Source organism: Agarivorans sp., from assembly GCF_050295395.1.
Taxonomy (GTDB): domain Bacteria; phylum Pseudomonadota; class Gammaproteobacteria; order Enterobacterales; family Celerinatantimonadaceae; genus Agarivorans.
Window position 1 is genome coordinate 51,584 of sequence record NZ_JBNKPP010000225.1, and the last position, 15,231, is coordinate 66,814.

Annotated in this window: 15 protein-coding genes; 10 read left to right on the forward strand and 5 right to left on the reverse strand. The window is 47.7% G+C overall.

Annotated features, from left to right (window positions below):
- Window positions 1-8: 8 nt before the first annotated feature.
- Window positions 9-941: a hydroxymethylbilane synthase gene (gene hemC, locus ACQY6Q_RS12945; protein ID WP_427982024.1), complete on the reverse strand. Its 933-nt coding sequence runs from the start codon at window positions 939-941 to the stop codon at window positions 9-11.
- A 244-nt stretch (window positions 942-1,185) separates the two neighbouring features.
- On the opposite strand from hemC, the gene ACQY6Q_RS12950 reads away from it, so the two are divergent.
- Window positions 1,186-3,666 carry a class I adenylate cyclase gene (locus ACQY6Q_RS12950; protein ID WP_427982026.1) on the forward strand — a complete coding sequence of 827 codons (2,481 nt, stop codon included), beginning with the start codon at window positions 1,186-1,188 and terminating at the stop codon, window positions 3,664-3,666.
- Here ACQY6Q_RS12950 and cyaY read toward each other — a convergent pair.
- Complete coding sequence (gene cyaY / locus ACQY6Q_RS12955) at window positions 3,663-3,983, reverse strand: iron donor protein CyaY (protein ID WP_427982028.1); 321 nt, start codon at window positions 3,981-3,983, stop codon at window positions 3,663-3,665. The genes ACQY6Q_RS12950 and cyaY overlap by 4 nt on opposite strands.
- Window positions 3,984-4,063: 80 nt before the next feature.
- Between cyaY and lptM the strand changes: the two genes are divergently transcribed.
- From lptM to uvrD, 7 genes are read left to right on the forward strand one after another with little or no spacing between them, the layout of a single operon-like run.
- Entirely contained in the window at window positions 4,064-4,192 is a 129-nt protein-coding gene (lptM, locus tag ACQY6Q_RS12960; RefSeq protein WP_427982031.1) for an LPS translocon maturation chaperone LptM, read from the forward strand.
- A gap of 27 nt (window positions 4,193-4,219) precedes the next feature.
- The gene (lysA, locus tag ACQY6Q_RS12965) at window positions 4,220-5,473 is read left to right on the forward strand and encodes a diaminopimelate decarboxylase (protein WP_427982032.1); all 1,254 of its coding nucleotides are present in this window, start codon (window positions 4,220-4,222) and stop codon (window positions 5,471-5,473) included.
- Window positions 5,474-5,477: 4 nt separating this feature from the next.
- Window positions 5,478-6,308, forward strand: a complete 831-nt coding sequence (gene dapF, locus ACQY6Q_RS12970; protein WP_427982033.1) for a diaminopimelate epimerase — start codon at window positions 5,478-5,480, stop codon at window positions 6,306-6,308.
- Window positions 6,305-7,015 carry a DUF484 family protein gene (locus ACQY6Q_RS12975; protein ID WP_427982034.1) on the forward strand — a complete coding sequence of 237 codons (711 nt, stop codon included), beginning with the start codon at window positions 6,305-6,307 and terminating at the stop codon, window positions 7,013-7,015. Before dapF ends, ACQY6Q_RS12975 begins: the two co-directional genes overlap by 4 nt.
- A gap of 2 nt (window positions 7,016-7,017) precedes the next feature.
- Window positions 7,018-7,911, forward strand: a complete 894-nt coding sequence (gene xerC / locus ACQY6Q_RS12980; protein ID WP_427982035.1) for a tyrosine recombinase XerC — start codon at window positions 7,018-7,020, stop codon at window positions 7,909-7,911.
- Between the two features lie 11 nt (window positions 7,912-7,922).
- Window positions 7,923-8,630, forward strand: a complete 708-nt coding sequence (locus ACQY6Q_RS12985; protein ID WP_427982036.1) for an HAD-IA family hydrolase — start codon at window positions 7,923-7,925, stop codon at window positions 8,628-8,630.
- Window positions 8,631-8,662: 32 nt separating this feature from the next.
- The gene (gene uvrD / locus ACQY6Q_RS12990; RefSeq protein ID WP_427982037.1) at window positions 8,663-10,837 is read left to right on the forward strand and encodes a DNA helicase II; all 2,175 of its coding nucleotides are present in this window, start codon (window positions 8,663-8,665) and stop codon (window positions 10,835-10,837) included.
- Here uvrD and rarD read toward each other — a convergent pair.
- The 3 genes from rarD to ACQY6Q_RS13005 all read right to left on the reverse strand — a co-directional run bounded on the left by rarD (window position 10,834) and on the right by ACQY6Q_RS13005 (window position 13,028).
- A complete protein-coding gene (gene rarD / locus ACQY6Q_RS12995; protein WP_427982039.1) occupies window positions 10,834-11,748 on the reverse strand; it encodes an EamA family transporter RarD in 915 nt (304 codons plus the stop codon). The genes uvrD and rarD overlap by 4 nt on opposite strands.
- 94 nt (window positions 11,749-11,842) lie before the next feature.
- The gene (locus tag ACQY6Q_RS13000; protein ID WP_427982040.1) at window positions 11,843-12,439 is read right to left on the reverse strand and encodes a hypothetical protein; all 597 of its coding nucleotides are present in this window, start codon (window positions 12,437-12,439) and stop codon (window positions 11,843-11,845) included.
- 124 nt (window positions 12,440-12,563) lie between these two features.
- Complete coding sequence (locus ACQY6Q_RS13005) at window positions 12,564-13,028, reverse strand: thioesterase family protein (RefSeq protein ID WP_427982041.1); 465 nt, start codon at window positions 13,026-13,028, stop codon at window positions 12,564-12,566.
- Between the two features lie 141 nt (window positions 13,029-13,169).
- On the opposite strand from ACQY6Q_RS13005, the gene recQ reads away from it, so the two are divergent.
- Window positions 13,170-14,957, forward strand: coding sequence for a DNA helicase RecQ (gene recQ / locus ACQY6Q_RS13010; RefSeq protein ID WP_427982042.1), 1,788 nt, complete (start codon window positions 13,170-13,172; stop codon window positions 14,955-14,957).
- 28 nt (window positions 14,958-14,985) lie between these two features.
- Window positions 14,986-15,231 (forward strand): protein adenylyltransferase SelO family protein (locus tag ACQY6Q_RS13015; protein WP_427982043.1); only part of this gene is annotated, 246 nt, incomplete at its 3' end.

The following is a 15,231-nucleotide window of genomic DNA, read 5'->3' on the forward strand; positions in this document are numbered from 1 at the left end:
GCTTGTCCTTATTGTTGTTGGTATACAGCTTGTAAAATGGGGGCCGCTCCGGCGTCTAAAAGTTGTTCTGCTAGTTTTAAACCTAACTGTTCGGCTTGGGCTCGTGGGCCAATGATTTGTTTTTCTATGATTTGTGAGCCATCCGGTGCGCCGACTAAACCGCGTATTTTTAGCTGCTGGTCTTGTAGTTCGGCAAAACAGCCAATCGGAACTTGGCAACCGCCTTCTAAACGTCGGTTCATAGCTCGTTCGGCCATCACTCGACAGGCTGTATCGGCATGGTGCAGTGGTTGCAACAAAGCCTGTAAATCACTATCGTCATTACGACATTCAATGCCCACGGCTCCTTGGCCTCCGGCGGGTAAAATTTGCTCTGCCGCAATGAAATCGCGGATCCGCTCGACCATTTCTAAGCGTAATAAACCTGCGCTAGCTAAAATGATGGCGTCAAATTCACCCGCATCGAGTTTGGCTAAGCGGGTATTCACATTGCCACGTAAATCTTTAACAATCAGGTCGGGGCGTTGCGCTTTGAGTTGGCATTGGCGACGCAAGCTAGAAGTACCGACTACGGCGCCTTGGGGAAGGGCATCAATGCTAGCGTAGTGATTACTCACAAAGGCGTCTCTGGGATCTTCGCGCAGGCAAATACAATGTAGACCTAAGCCTTCGGGAAACTCCATTGGTACATCTTTCATCGAATGTACCGCAATATCAGCAAGGTCATCCAACATCGCGTGTTCTAACTCTTTGATAAAAAGTCCCTTTCCACCAATTTTTGCGAGAGGCGTATCGAGGATCTTATCGCCTCGCGTGGTTATGGGGAGCAGCTCTACCACAATACCGGGATGGTGACGTTCTAATTCTGCCTTTACAAAATAAGCCTGCCACATTGCTAGGGGACTCTGACGAGTCGCGATTCTTACTTTCTTCACAAACACTTACCCTTTTATTTTGTTGTTCGATAGTATCATCTGTTGCGAACATGCCCAAGTTTGCTGTCTGGCGAAAAACCAACAAAAGTTTGTTTTAGCTTAGGTATTGGGCTTGATTCATTGTATAAAATATCCTCACTATGAGTGTGCATATCTGTTTACCACTATTATACTAACTGTTAAGATGATCACACTTTAGTGATATCTAAATTACATTTAACATACGAGCATTAACACTAGGTAATTCAAGTTGCGAGATACTATTGCCTCTCTAATGGAGAAGGCGACCCTTTTTAATCAGCAGAGAAAACAGTTGGCATTGCAAACTATGCCCGCTGCAGCGCAGCAGGTATTTGAGCTGTTGCCCTTGATGCTGCATTACTCGCATCCTTGTATTCCCGGTTTTGTGGAAGGTGATGTGCCCAGAGGGGTCTGCCAGTTCAGCGCTAGTGCCCGTCATGCCATTTATTTGCAGCAGCATTTTTTGTGCACCCCAGATGAACCCACCGAACATGACATTCTTGGTTTGTATTCAATGGGCAGTACCGCCACAGTCGGGCAAACCGAGTCTAGTGATTTAGATATTTGGGTCTGCCACGCCAGTAATTTAGCCGCCGATAGACTGGCTCTACTCAACGAAAAATGTGCGCAAATCTCTTCTTGGGCTGCCCATCAAGGGGTTGAATTAAACTTTTTCATGGTGCAGGAAAACCAGTTTAAAACTGGTTCGATTAGTGAGTTGTCAAAAGACAATTGCGGCAGCGCACAGCACCTATTGTTATTAGATGAGTTCTATCGCACCGCTTTACCCTTGGCGGGTAAACACTTGGTTTGGTTTGCCGTTCCCAGTGATCTGGAACAAAGCTACGATAGCTTTGTTCAGCAGCAGTTTGAATCTGGAGCGTTTAACCATGAGCAGTGGTTAGATCTTGGTGGCTTAGATACCATTCCCGCGGAAGAGTACTTTGGCTCGGGTCTATGGCAGCTGTATAAGGGGATCGACTCGCCCTATAAAGCCGTGCTGAAAACCATGTTAATGGAAGCCTACTCAGCAGATTATCCTCGGCCGAGTTTATTAGCGGTAGAGGCCAAACGTTTGATTCAGCAGAATCAAGAATTTAGCTTCGAGCAGGATGCCTATTATTTAATGCTGAGTAAGGTGACCAAGTACCTTGAGTCTATAGAGGATTATGCGCGCTTAGATTTAGTGCGCCGTTGTTTCTATTTGAAGAACTGCGAATGTAATCCGCTGCCCAGTGACTTGCTTGAGGTGCGCTCCTTAACTTGGCAGCAGCGGTTCATGGCGAAGTTGGTCAAGCAATGGAAGTGGAACCAGCATAAAATTGAGCACCTTAATTTACGCCGCGCCTGGAAAGTGCAAGACGTGCGTTTGGCGCATAGCGAATTGCTAGATGCCTTGATGTTAAGTTATCGCAATTTGATCCGTTTTGCTCGACGCAACGACATCAGTGAATCAATTAACCCCGAAGACATTGGCATTTTATCGCGTAAGTTGTATGCAGCCTTTGAAAGTTTGCCGGGCAAAGTGACGCTAATCAACCCGCAAATTTCTCCCGACCTGTCAGAGCGTTACCTTAGCTTTATTCATGTGCCTAAGGGACGCAGCTGCGCCGAAGGTTGGTATTTGTATAAGCAACCTTTAACCGGTTTGGCTATTGTTGGCCAAGCGCCATTGGAGCACGCCAGTTATATTTCTAAGCTGGTGGCTTGGAGCTATTTCAATCAGCTGAAAACGGCGCAAACTCAACTGGGCCTGCATCAACATCACGGTGACCTTACCTTAGATACGCTGAATCAATTTGCCGAAGATTTGCGGCGCGCTTTTCCCGTAAATGTGGATGCCGCGAGTAACCTTGCGTTAACCCGTCCTTGTGAAATCCGCCATCTGGGCGTGTTTATCAATTTAGAAAAAGACCCTACTGCTAACTGGGGTGGGAAAGTTATCGAATTTGATGCACTTTCCACTGATGTATTCAGCTTTGGCCGCGAATCTGACTGCTTAGTGGGTTCGGTTGATTTAATTTATCGCAATACTTGGAACGAGATCCGCACTTTGCATTTTTCTGGTGATAGCGCCGTAGTGGATGCGCTCACCACCGTGTTAGGCAAAATGCACCGAGACGCGAATATTCCTGAGCACATAGACGTATTTTGTTATGCCGAAAATTTGCGTGAGCAAATCGGCGCAAACTTTAAACAGCTGTTAGTAGAAAGTATTAAAAACCGTTTACAACCTAGCGATAAACGCATCGTTAAAACTATTGTATTGGGTAGTGATAAATACGGTTTATTTATTGAAGACCGTGGGGTGTCGGTGAAGAAACTAGAGAACGGCGTGGAGTTTTATCGCCAACTTTCCAACAACAAGTTACAACGCTTGCCCTTGCAGTTAAATGCTGGCCGTAGCACCAAGGTGCCCAACGTGGTGGAGGCTCATGCCAGTGAAGGCTTGGTGCAATATTTCTTTGAAGATCTCGCTAAGGGCTTCAATATTTATATTGTGGATGAACACAATCGCATTGAAATGTATCAAGATTTTGAAGGCAGTAAAGAAGAACTAGTGCAAGGGATTAACCGTTTCTATACCTCATCGCGCGAGCAATACGGCACTCGCCATGAGGTGGTAAACTTTAACTTGCCACAGTTTTACGACATTGTGGTGGTAAATGGCCAATGGCAAGTTGCGTCTTATCGCAGTAATCAGACTTAGTTAAAGTTTAATTGCTCGCCGCTTTGTTTAGCGATTGACTCCACCAAAAACGACCAAAACTCTACCCCGCTTCTATTACATATCCACTGCTGTTGTTGTTGCTGCCATTCAAAGTGGTAGCCACCAAATTTAGTCGCTAGCCATAATTGATGCAGAGGTTCCTGTTTGTTAATCACCATTTTACTGCGGTTTTCAAACTCAAGAGTGAGCACGCCACCGTTGATATCACACTCGATGTCGAAGTCGTCACTATCCATGGTTTGTTCGATACGCTCAAAGGCATCGTCTACCAACTGGTGATATTGGCTATCATTCATCACAATCATCCTGTCCTATTGCTTTTCTTGCGTCGAATGCGGATTATAGAGGGCATTCAAAAAAGAATCATGGCTTAATCATGAACAAACAAGCAATCGCCGTTATTTTGCTAAGTATAGGCTTAAGTGGCTGTGGTCAAAAAGGACCGCTGACTCACCCGCAACCCGCGCCAGACAACGCGCCACAGCAAGTAACGCCAAGCGAGTAAGCTGGGCAACATAAAAAGGACAGATCATTGGATTTTTTTAGTTATCAAAACGAGCACTTATACGCAGAACAATGCTCGGTAGCTGATTTAGCGAACACCTACGGTACGCCTCTTTACGTATATTCGCGTGCCACCATAGAACGTCATTGGCAGGCTTTTGATAAGGCTGCGGGTGAACGTCCCCACTTGATCTGTTATGCAGTAAAAGCGAATTCGAACCTTGCCGTATTGAACCTGATGGCACGCATGGGTTCAGGTTTCGATATTGTTTCCGGCGGTGAATTAGCTCGGGTCATTCAGGCTGGTGGCGACCCTAGTAAGGTGGTGTTTTCCGGCGTGGGTAAAACTGAGGCCGAAATTGCCACTGCCTTAGAACAGGGCATTTATTGCTTTAATGTTGAGTCTGAGCCCGAGTTAGACCGCATTAGTAAAGTGGCCCAAGACTTAGGCAAATTAGCGCCCATTTCATTACGGATTAACCCAGATATTGATGCCGGCACTCACCCTTATATCTCAACCGGTTTAAAAGAAAATAAATTTGGTATTGCCATTGAGCGCGCAGCAGAGGCTTATGCTTATGCCGCAAGCTTGCCAGGTCTACAGGTGGTGGGTTTAGACTGCCACATAGGTTCGCAGCTCACCGAGATTGCGCCATTTGTCGAAGCGATTGATAAATTACTCGCCTTAATTGACCAGTTGGCCGAGCAGGGCATTGTGATTGAGCATCTCGATGTAGGTGGCGGACTGGGGGTAAATTACGACCAAGAAACACCTCCAGAACCGGCAGATTACGCGCAAGCTTTGGCCGAGCGTTTAGGCGACCGTCCACTAAAACTGTTGTTTGAACCGGGACGGGCAATTATGGCTAATGCTGGTATCTTGGTATCTAAGGTGGAGTTCTTAAAGATTTCCGAATCGAAAAACTTTGCCATTGTGGATGCGGCAATGAACGATTTAATCCGCCCGTCATTATACAGTGCATGGCAACGGATTGTGCCGGTGATTAAACGCCCAGAGCTAAGCGCTCGTAGTTACGATGTGGTGGGTCCGATTTGTGAAACCGGCGATTTCCTAGGCAAGGACCGAGAACTGGCAATTCAGCAAGATGATTACATCGCAGTGCGCTCGTCAGGTGCTTACGGTTTCACCATGAGTTCAAATTACAACTCTCGTTGTCGGGCCGCCGAGGTTATGGTTGATGGCGAACAAGCCCATTTGGTACGTGAGCGCGAAGAGCTGGCTTCGTTGTGGGCCGGTGAAGCCTTATTGCCTGAAGGATAAACCGATGCTGGTTAACTTTACTAAGATGCATGGTTTGGGAAATGATTTTGTGGTGATCGACAACGTCACGCAAAATGTATTTTTCAATCAAGAAGTGATTAGTCGTTTGGCTGACCGCAATTTCGGCATTGGCTTCGATCAATTTTTAGTGGTTGAACCGCCTTATGATCCGGAGTTGGATTTTCACTATCGGATATTTAATGCCGATGGTAGTGAGGTGGAGCAATGTGGTAATGGCGCCCGTTGTTTTGCCCGATTCGTGGTAAATAAGGGGCTTACCAATAAACGTAGTATTGGCGTGAGCACCAAGTCTGGCAAAATTGTGCTGCATGTTGAAAACGACGGGCAGGTAACGGTGAATATGGGCGTACCGATTTTTGAGCCTAGTCAAATTCCTTTTCGCGCTAAAAAGGCCGAAAAAACCTACATTCTGCGCGATGGCGAGCAAACGGTGTTTGCTGGCGTGGTGTCGATGGGGAATCCGCACTGCGTGATAGAGGTGGATGATATTAGCCAAGCCCCATTAGAAACAGTGGGTAAACGTTTAGAGAAACATGAGCGTTTCCCACAAAAAGTGAATGTAGGCTTTAGCCAAATTATCGACCCTAAGCATATTAAATTGCGGGTCTTTGAGCGTGGCGTGGGTGAAACGCTGGCCTGCGGCACCGGCGCTTGTGCTGCGATGGTGGTGGGACGCCAACAGGGCAAATTAGATGAGACGGTAAACGTTGATTTGCCCGGTGGACGCTTAAGTATTCAATGGGAAGGGGAAGGCAAACCGGTGAAAATGACCGGACCGGCAACCATAGTGTTTGATGGACAGGTACATATATGAGTGATTTTGATCTCTCCCAGCCTTTGCTGATTGATGAAACTCTGGTGTTAGAATTCCTATTGGATAATCCAGATTTCTTCATGCGTCATCCGCAGTTAATTAAACAACTGCGCTTACCCCACAAAGAAAAGGGAGCGGTATCTTTAGTGGAGCTGCAAGTACAGCGGCTTCGCGATAAGGTGCTGAGCTTGGAGCAGGAAATCACCGATTTAATGATGGTGGCTAGCCTGAACGAGCGGATCTATCACGTCTATGTTGATCTCTTGCCAGATCTAATGGCCTGCGACTCTTTTGCCGAATTACAGCACCGCTTAAGTCGCGCCTTAGTGGATGACCTTGGGGTGGCTTGTGTTTCTTTACGTTTGAATCAGCAGTATTTTGATTTAACTGAGTTGTCGCCTGAGTTTGCTCTTGAGCAAGAGCAAATTGAGCGGATTAGGGTGACCCGTTTGAGTCATCAGCCGCATTATTTTGGGAGAATGACTAAGGGTGAGTTGGAGTTATTATTTAATGACATCGACGGCTTGGCATCGGTGGCGTTAATGCCCTTAGGCCATAATGCCGAACTGGGCTTTTTTGTGGCGGCCAGCCACGATGCCGACCATTACGTGGCTGGTATGGATAGCTTATTGCTTACCCAGCTTTGCCAAGTCATTGGCAGTTTGATGTTGCGATTAGTGCCAGTGCAAGAGCAACGCTGCGGTTGAGTATGCAGCAGCAGATAGAGTTATTCCTACACCACCTCGAAGTCGAACGCCGCTACAGTCCAGCGACCATTAGCGCCTATCAGCGTAGCTTATTAGAACAAAGTAAGCTGTTCGCCCAATTGGGTTGCGACAGCTGGCAACAGGTAGACAGTGACAAGGTAAGAACGTTGTTGCTGAAACTGAAAAGCCGCGGTCTATCGGCGCGTTCCATGGCCAATAAGTTATCGGCTCTGCGCAGTTTTTTTCATTATCTAGTACAGCAACAAATTGTCAATTTAAACCCTGTAGTGGGTGTGTCTGCGCCGAAGCAGGCTAAACCTTTACCAAAAAACCTCGATGTAGACGCGCTGAATCAGTTGTTGTCTATGCCCAGCGATGAACTGCTTAGTTGCCGTGACTTAGCGATGATGGAGCTGCTTTATGCTAGCGGTATGCGTTTGGCCGAATTGGTGGCTCTGAATGTCAATGATGTGGATTTTTCCCAGCAGCAGGTGATTGTTACCGGTAAGGGTAATAAGCAGCGTTGGCTGCCGTTTGGTCGTAAGGCCGAACAAGCACTCAAACAATGGCTTAAACAGCGCCGTTTATTGGTGATGGATGAAGATGAACCCGCCCTGTTTGTTAGTAGCCGCCAGCAGCGGATTAGCCATAGAACGGTGCAAAAACGTTTGCAGCACTGGGCGCAGCAGATGCACCTTTCCAGTACTCTGCATCCACATAAATTACGCCATTCCTTTGCCACCCATTTGTTAGAAAGTAGCGGCGACTTGCGGGTGGTGCAGGAGTTACTCGGACACGCGAATTTGGCCACCACCCAAGTTTATACCCATCTTGATTTTGCTCATTTGGCCAGCTCTTATGATGCGGCCCACCCTCGAGCAAAACGCAAACCTTAAGCGAGTCGAGAATGATTTTTTATCGAAGCTGGTCGCCGGTTCAGGCTTTATCTTTTGATTTAGACGATACTCTTTATGACAACCATCGTTACATACAAGGCGCTGAACAATGGCTAATGGACTATTTGAAATCAGAGGTGCATGCCACTGCCCATCTCGGCCCTCAACAATGGCAGGCTTATAAACGCAAAGTGCTAAAGCTGCACCCAGAGTTACGTGGCGATGTTAGTGCTTGCCGTAAAGCCTGGTTACGCTTGGCCTTTATTGAACATGGCATCGCGCCTGAGCAAGCAAGCCAATTGGCGGCCTCTATATTTGAACAGTTTATTGCAGTACGCAGTGATTTTACGGTTCCTGAAGCTAGCTTATCGCTGCTCAAGCAACTGGCTAAGCACTACCGCCTACTGGCGATTACTAACGGTAATGTCGATATTCAGCGAATTGGTTTGGCTGGCATTTTTGAGCTAGAGCTTAAGGCCGGCGGCGAGTTCAAAGCTAAACCGGAACCGAGTATGTTTCTGCATGCTAGTCAGGTAATGGGGCTCGCCCCCCAGCAGATGGCCCATGTGGGCGATCATTGCATTACCGATGTTGCCGGTGCCACTAAGGCCGGTTATCGCTCGATTTGGCTTAATCAAGATGGCCAACAAGCGCGCCAGCTACAAAGTCTACCGGATATTGAGATTAGCCAATTGGCACAACTACAACACCTGTTATAATATACAGGTGTTTTTCCCCACAAGAGTACCCCATGGATATTTCTGAGCTGTTAGACGGCCTTAATGATAAGCAGCGCGAAGCGGTAGCTGCGCCCCCGAGTAATATGTTGTTATTGGCCGGTGCAGGCAGTGGTAAAACACGGGTATTGGTGCATCGTATTGCTTGGTTAATGCAGGTAGAAAATGTCTCTCCGATGTCGATCTTGTCGGTAACCTTTACTAACAAGGCTGCAGCCGAGATGCGTTCGCGAGTCGAAAAGCTGGTGGGCAGCCGTTTTCAGGGCATGTGGATGGGCACCTTCCATTCCTTGGCTCATCGCTTATTACGCGCTCATTACCGTGATGCGGGTTTGCCAGAAGACTTTCAAATCATCGATTCTGACGATCAATACCGTTTATTGCGGCGCTTGATAAAGGCGATGAATCTGGATGAAAAACAGTGGCCCGCTAAGCAGGTGCAGTGGTATATCAATGCCCGTAAAGACGAAGGGCAGCGCGCCGAGCATGTGGACTATAGCCATAATCCAATTGAGCGTAAGCAGTTAGAAATTTACCAAGCCTATCAGCAAGCCTGTGACCGTTCTGGTTTGGTCGACTTCGCCGAGTTATTGCTAAGAGCGCATGAACTATGGCTGAAAAAACCGCAGATTCTGCAGCATTATCAGCAGCGTTTTCGCCACATCTTGGTCGACGAGTTTCAAGATACCAACACCATTCAATATGCTTGGTTACGCATGCTGGTCACCGAGCATAACAACATCACCATTGTGGGTGACGATGACCAGTCTATTTATGGCTGGCGCGGGGCTAAAATTGAAAATATTCAAAGTTTTGAGTTGGATGTACCCAAGGTAAATACCATCCGTTTAGAACAAAACTACCGCAGTAGTGCCAACATTTTAAAAGCCTCTAACCAATTGATTGAAAATAACCAAGGGCGCATGGGTAAAAGCCTATGGACCGATGATAAAGAAGGTGAGTTGATCTCGGTTTATACTGCTTTTAACGATATTGATGAGGCGCGTTTCGTGGTGGCGCGGATCCAACAACGGGTGGAGCAGCAGGGGGCTAGCCTCTCGGACTGCGCCATCCTATATCGAAATAACGCCCAGTCGCGGGTATTAGAAGAAGCCTTAATGCAGGAGCGTTTGGCCTATCGCATCTACGGCGGTTTACGCTTCTTCGAGCGTCAAGAAATTAAAGATGCCTTGGCTTACCTGCGCTTAATTAGTAACCCTCATGACGACGCTTCCTTTGAGCGGGTGGTGAATACACCTACCCGTGGCATAGGCCAACGAACCATAGACTTATTGCGTCAGGCCGCTCGTGAGCAGCAGTTGAGTTTATGGCAAGCGGTGGACCATTGCCTACAGCACAATGCCTTGTCGGGGCGAGCCGCTAATGCTGTGAAGAATTTCGTTCAGCTGATTGAACAACTTAAGTTGCAAACCCAAGAGATGGCACTGGGCGAGCAAAGTGATTACGTGATTAAGGGCTCTGGCTTATTGGCGATGTACCAAGCGGAGAAAGGCGAGAAGGCTCAGGCGCGAGTAGAAAACCTTGATGAGCTGGTCACGGCCACTCAGCAGTTTACCCAGATGGAGCAAGACCAAGAGCTCTCTCCATTGGTAGCATTTTTATCGCATGCGGCGCTAGAGGCGGGAGATAACCAGGCCGAAGCCGATGAAGCGGCAGTGCAGTTGATGACTTTACACAGTGCCAAAGGTTTGGAATTTCCGGTGGTATTTTTGGTGGGTGTTGAAGAAGGCATGTTTCCTAGCCAGCAGTCTGCCGAAGAGTCTGGGCGCTTAGAAGAAGAGCGTCGGTTGTGTTATGTGGGCATGACTCGCGCCATGGAAAAACTCTACCTTTGCCATGCCGAAAGTCGCCGTTTATGGGGTAAAGAGGTATTTCATCCGCCTTCACGCTTCTTACGGGAATTACCCAGTGATTGCTTGGAAGAGGTGCGTTTGAATACCACCGTGAGCCGTCCGGTGCAGCAGGGGCGCTTTTCTTCGCAGCTGCAGCAAGCCGCCTTTGATGATAGTGGCTTCAGCTTAGGTCAGCGGGTTTCTCATCCCAAGTTTGGCGCGGGCATAGTACTCAACTATGAGGGCTCCGGTCAGCAAAGCCGTGTGCAGGTGCAGTTTGAAGAAGCCGGAGCCAAGTGGCTGGTATTAGCTTACGCCCGCTTAGAGGCGCTTTAACGCGCCGCTTTAACTTGTGCGGCGGCGCGTAGCTGTCGCTGATTACGCCAAGCATCCCAGGTAAATACGATTAAACCCAACCAAATAAAGGCAAAGGTAAGTAGTTTTACTGGGCTTAAGCTTTCACCAAATAAGTTGGTGGCCAATATAAACATCAGCGATGGGCCTATGTACTGAAAGAAGCCAATGGTGGATAGACGTAAGCGTATCGCTGCGGCCGCAAAGCATAACAAGGGTAGGGTAGTAACGATACCGGCACTGAGTAATAAGAGGTTTAAGTTGGTGCTGTTGCTACTGAGGTCGCTGCTGCTAGAGCTGGCAAAAAACAGTAAATAAGTGGCCGCCAAAGGTAATAGAAACAAGGTTTCTACAAATAAGCCGGGTAGGGAGGCTAAGTTTACCTTTTTTCGTAGCAGCCCATATAGGCCAAAGCTAGTGGCTAGGGTGAGCGCAATCCATGGTAGCGAACCGTAGTTGATGACCTGAATCATCACTCCAATTAAGGCAAGGCCAATCGCCACCCATTGTGCACGGCGAAAGCGCTCGCCAAGAAATAACATACCTAAGACCACATTAAATAGCGGATTGATGTAATAACCCAAGCTGGCATCGAGTAATCGGTCGTTGTTTACCGACCAAATAAATACCAGCCAGTTCACCCCAATGAGCAGTGAGGTTAGGCTTAAGGTCGCTAATTGTTTGGGGCGTTTGAATACCGCCGCTACGGCGGGCCATTGCTTACCGAGCCATAATAAGCCGGCGACAAAAACGCAGGACCAGACGATGCGGTGGGCCAAAATTTCATACGCCGGAACCGTGCTCAAACTTTTGAAATAGATCGGGGCAATTCCCCACATAATGTAGGCAGCAAGGGCAAATAAAACACCATGCTTTGCAGATTGGTCAGGCATAAAAGAGGCGTTGGGTAAAAAAGATGGAACAGTGTAGCAGGGAGGTAGTTAATCAACCATAGCTTATTTTAGAGCTATCGCAGTGGAAGCGGGCTTAGGCTTCTAAAGGGCTATCGTTATAAAGTCTGCGCCAAGCTTTATGTAAGTGGTATTCGGCTTGGCATAGTTGACCAATTTTGCCTAATAGATCTTTGGTCTCGGGTTGCTGGTTAAGTTCTAACAAGTGCAGCAAGTGACCTAGTACGCCCTGAATAAAGCGTTCGCTTAAGGGGGCATGATAACTCTGCCAAGCGCGCACGCAGCTGTAGCCGGGAATGATGTCATTGGCATAGCTGGCAAGAATGCGCATAGGCCAAGCCTGTTGAATTTCGTCCTCGTTGCTTAAACATTCATCTAATGGCCGACTTATATGCAGATAACGCAATAAACAGCGGTCTCGTTCGTTTAAGCAGTCATCGTGGATTTCTTCAAAATGTTGTAGTTGTTGATCGGGCTTAACAAAAATGCCCAGTTGCTTACATTCAACAATACGATAATCAGGAAAATGGGCAAAATCACCGTAGCCGTGTAATTCGTGCTCAAGCCATTGTTCCAACTCTTCTAATTGAAACTTTTGGCTATATTGCTGAACTTCCAACAATATTTGCTGCATTGTTTCGTTAAGCAGAGGTGCGGTGTGGCTGGTGCTCATTATATTACTCACTTTCGGTGCTAGAGATGACCAGTATTTAGTATAGCTATAGTTAAGTTAAAACCCTTATTATTATCTGGTTCGATGCAGTAAATAACCGGCTTTGCTTGGCAACTTTTGTGCACTAACCCACCAGATAGGTTCCGGTGCCAAAGGCGATATGGGTGCCTGCCTGATTATGCAATTCCATGCGTGTTACGGTGACTTTATTTCCTGAACGGATCACTTCAGCTGAAGCGAAGAACAACTCTCCTACACCGGGGCGAAGATAGTCAATACGTAAATCAATGGTGCCAGTTTTACTTAAGCGCTGGGAAAGTTCTTTACTGGATAAGTGCTCCATGCGCTGTATGGCCGCCGCTGCTGCGGTCATCCCACCGGCTACATCGAGAATGGTTGCGGTCACGCCACCATGCAAAATACCATGAACCGGATTACCGACTAGCTCGTCACGCATCGCTAGTTTAAGGCTTACCCCGGTTGCACTGTAGTCAACTAACTCAATGCCAAGTAGCCGATTAAATGGCATCTTTTGAATGAAAGTATCGGCGATGGCTTGACGCCATTTTTGCTGTCGTGGACTGGTCATAGTTTGCCTTATCTAAGTTAAACACCTGTTTGAATACTCTATCCCGAGAAAAGAATAAAGGCAAACCAAGACAAGACCGCAAGGCTTGATTACAATGTTCGGCCGTTTAGTTGACTCCTCAGTTTTGGATTATTAGCGCGAATGCAACGAGCCCAGCAAGTATTACAAGATGTCTTTGGTTTTGCCGAGTTCAGAACTGGGCAGGCGGAAGTCATTCAGCGACTGCTCGACAATCAAGACTGTTTGGCGATTATGCCCACAGGCGGTGGTAAGTCGTTGTGTTATCAGATCCCGGCCATCGTTAAAACGGGTTTAACCGTGGTGGTATCACCGCTGATTTCCTTGATGAAAGACCAAGTGGATAGCCTGCAGCGCAACGGAGTGAATGCCGCTTATCTTAATTCCACCCTAGAGCGTGAGCAGCAGTTTCAAATCTACCGTCGCCTGCAACAGGGCGAAATTAAGCTGTTATATATTTCTCCAGAGCGCTTAATTAACGGTGATTTATTAGCCCGTTTGGCCGAGCTCAATGTGGCTATGTTTGCCATCGACGAAGCCCATTGTATTTCCCAGTGGGGGCATGATTTTCGCCCTGAGTACAACGCACTGGGTTGCCTAAAGCAACATTTTCCGCATTTGCCCTTGGTGGCTCTCACCGCTACCGCCGACGATACCACTCGCCAAGATATCTTGCAGCGCTTGAATTTAACCGAAGCCTTCACCTTAGTCTCGAGCTTCGATAGACCTAATATTCGCTATACCTTGCAGGAAAAATACCGTCCGTGGCAGCAGCTCAGTGATTTTGTAAAACGCCGCCGTGAAGACAGTGGTATCGTTTATTGCTCTAGCCGCAAGCGAGTTGAAGAATTAGCGCAGAAATTAAGCGCTGAAGGGATCCGCAGCGCCGCCTATCATGCTGGTTTGCCCATCGCCGAACGGCAATCAGTACAAGAACAATTTCAGCGTGATGAGGTAGAAGTGGTGGTGGCCACTGTGGCCTTTGGTATGGGCATCGACAAACCCAATGTGCGGTATGTGTTTCACTACGACATTCCGCGTAACATCGAAGCTTATTATCAAGAAACAGGGCGGGCCGGGCGCGATGGCACCGAGGCCGAAGCGGTATTACTTTATGATCCCGCCGATGCCAATTGGTTGCGGCGGATGATTGAAGAAAATGAAGACGAGCAGCAGCGCCGCGTAGAAAGTCATAAATTTAATGCCATTGTGGCCTTTGCTGAAGCGCAAACTTGTCGTCGTCAGGTATTGTTGAATTATTTCGGTGAATATTTGTCCACTGCCTGTGGTAACTGCGATGTGTGTTTAGATCCGCCCAAGCAATACGATGGCTTGCAAGATGCACAAAAAGCGCTGTCTTGCGTTTATCGTCTAGGCCAACGCTTTGGTGTTGGTTATGTTATTGAGGTCTTGCGTGGCAGCATGAGTCAGCGCATTCTAGAGCAAGGCCATGATAAGTTATCTACCCATGGGATTGGCAAACACGCCAGTCACGAACATTGGATGAGTGTATTACGCCAGCTGATTCATCTGGGTTTATTACAGCAAAACATCGCGCGTAGCTCGGTGCTACAGTTAACCGAAGCCGCCCGACCTTTTTTAAAAGGCGAGCTTCCGCTGTCGTTAGCGGTGCCGCGTATCAATACCACTAAACAAAGTAAAAAAACCGCTAACTATGGGGTGTACGATAAACGTTTGTTCGCTTTGCTGCGTAACTTAAGAAAGCGTCTAGCTGATGCAGAGTCGGTGCCTCCGTTTGTGGTATTCAATGATGCTACGCTAATAGAAATGGCTCAGCAGCAACCGCAAACCCAGCACGAAATGCTGGCGATTAGTGGTGTTGGCTTGAAAAAGCTAGAACGTTACGGTTATCAATTTTTAGCTTTAATCGATCAATACCAAGCCCCATAATTTTTTCAATCATTAACAAGAGGCCGCTATGGAATTTGTCAATCGCTTCGCTCAAGCCTTGCCCGAGCTGTGCCATCAGCAGCCACCTACGCCTTTAAGCGATCCTCAGTTAGTGATTGTGAGTGAGGCCGCCAGCCAAGAGCTAGCCTTAGAGGCTGATTTTATTCAGACCGAACTCGCGGAGATTACCGCGGGTCAGCGAACATTGTCGGGCATGCAGCCAGTGGCGAGTGTCTATGCTGGCCACCAATTTGGCGGTTATAGTCCGCAATTG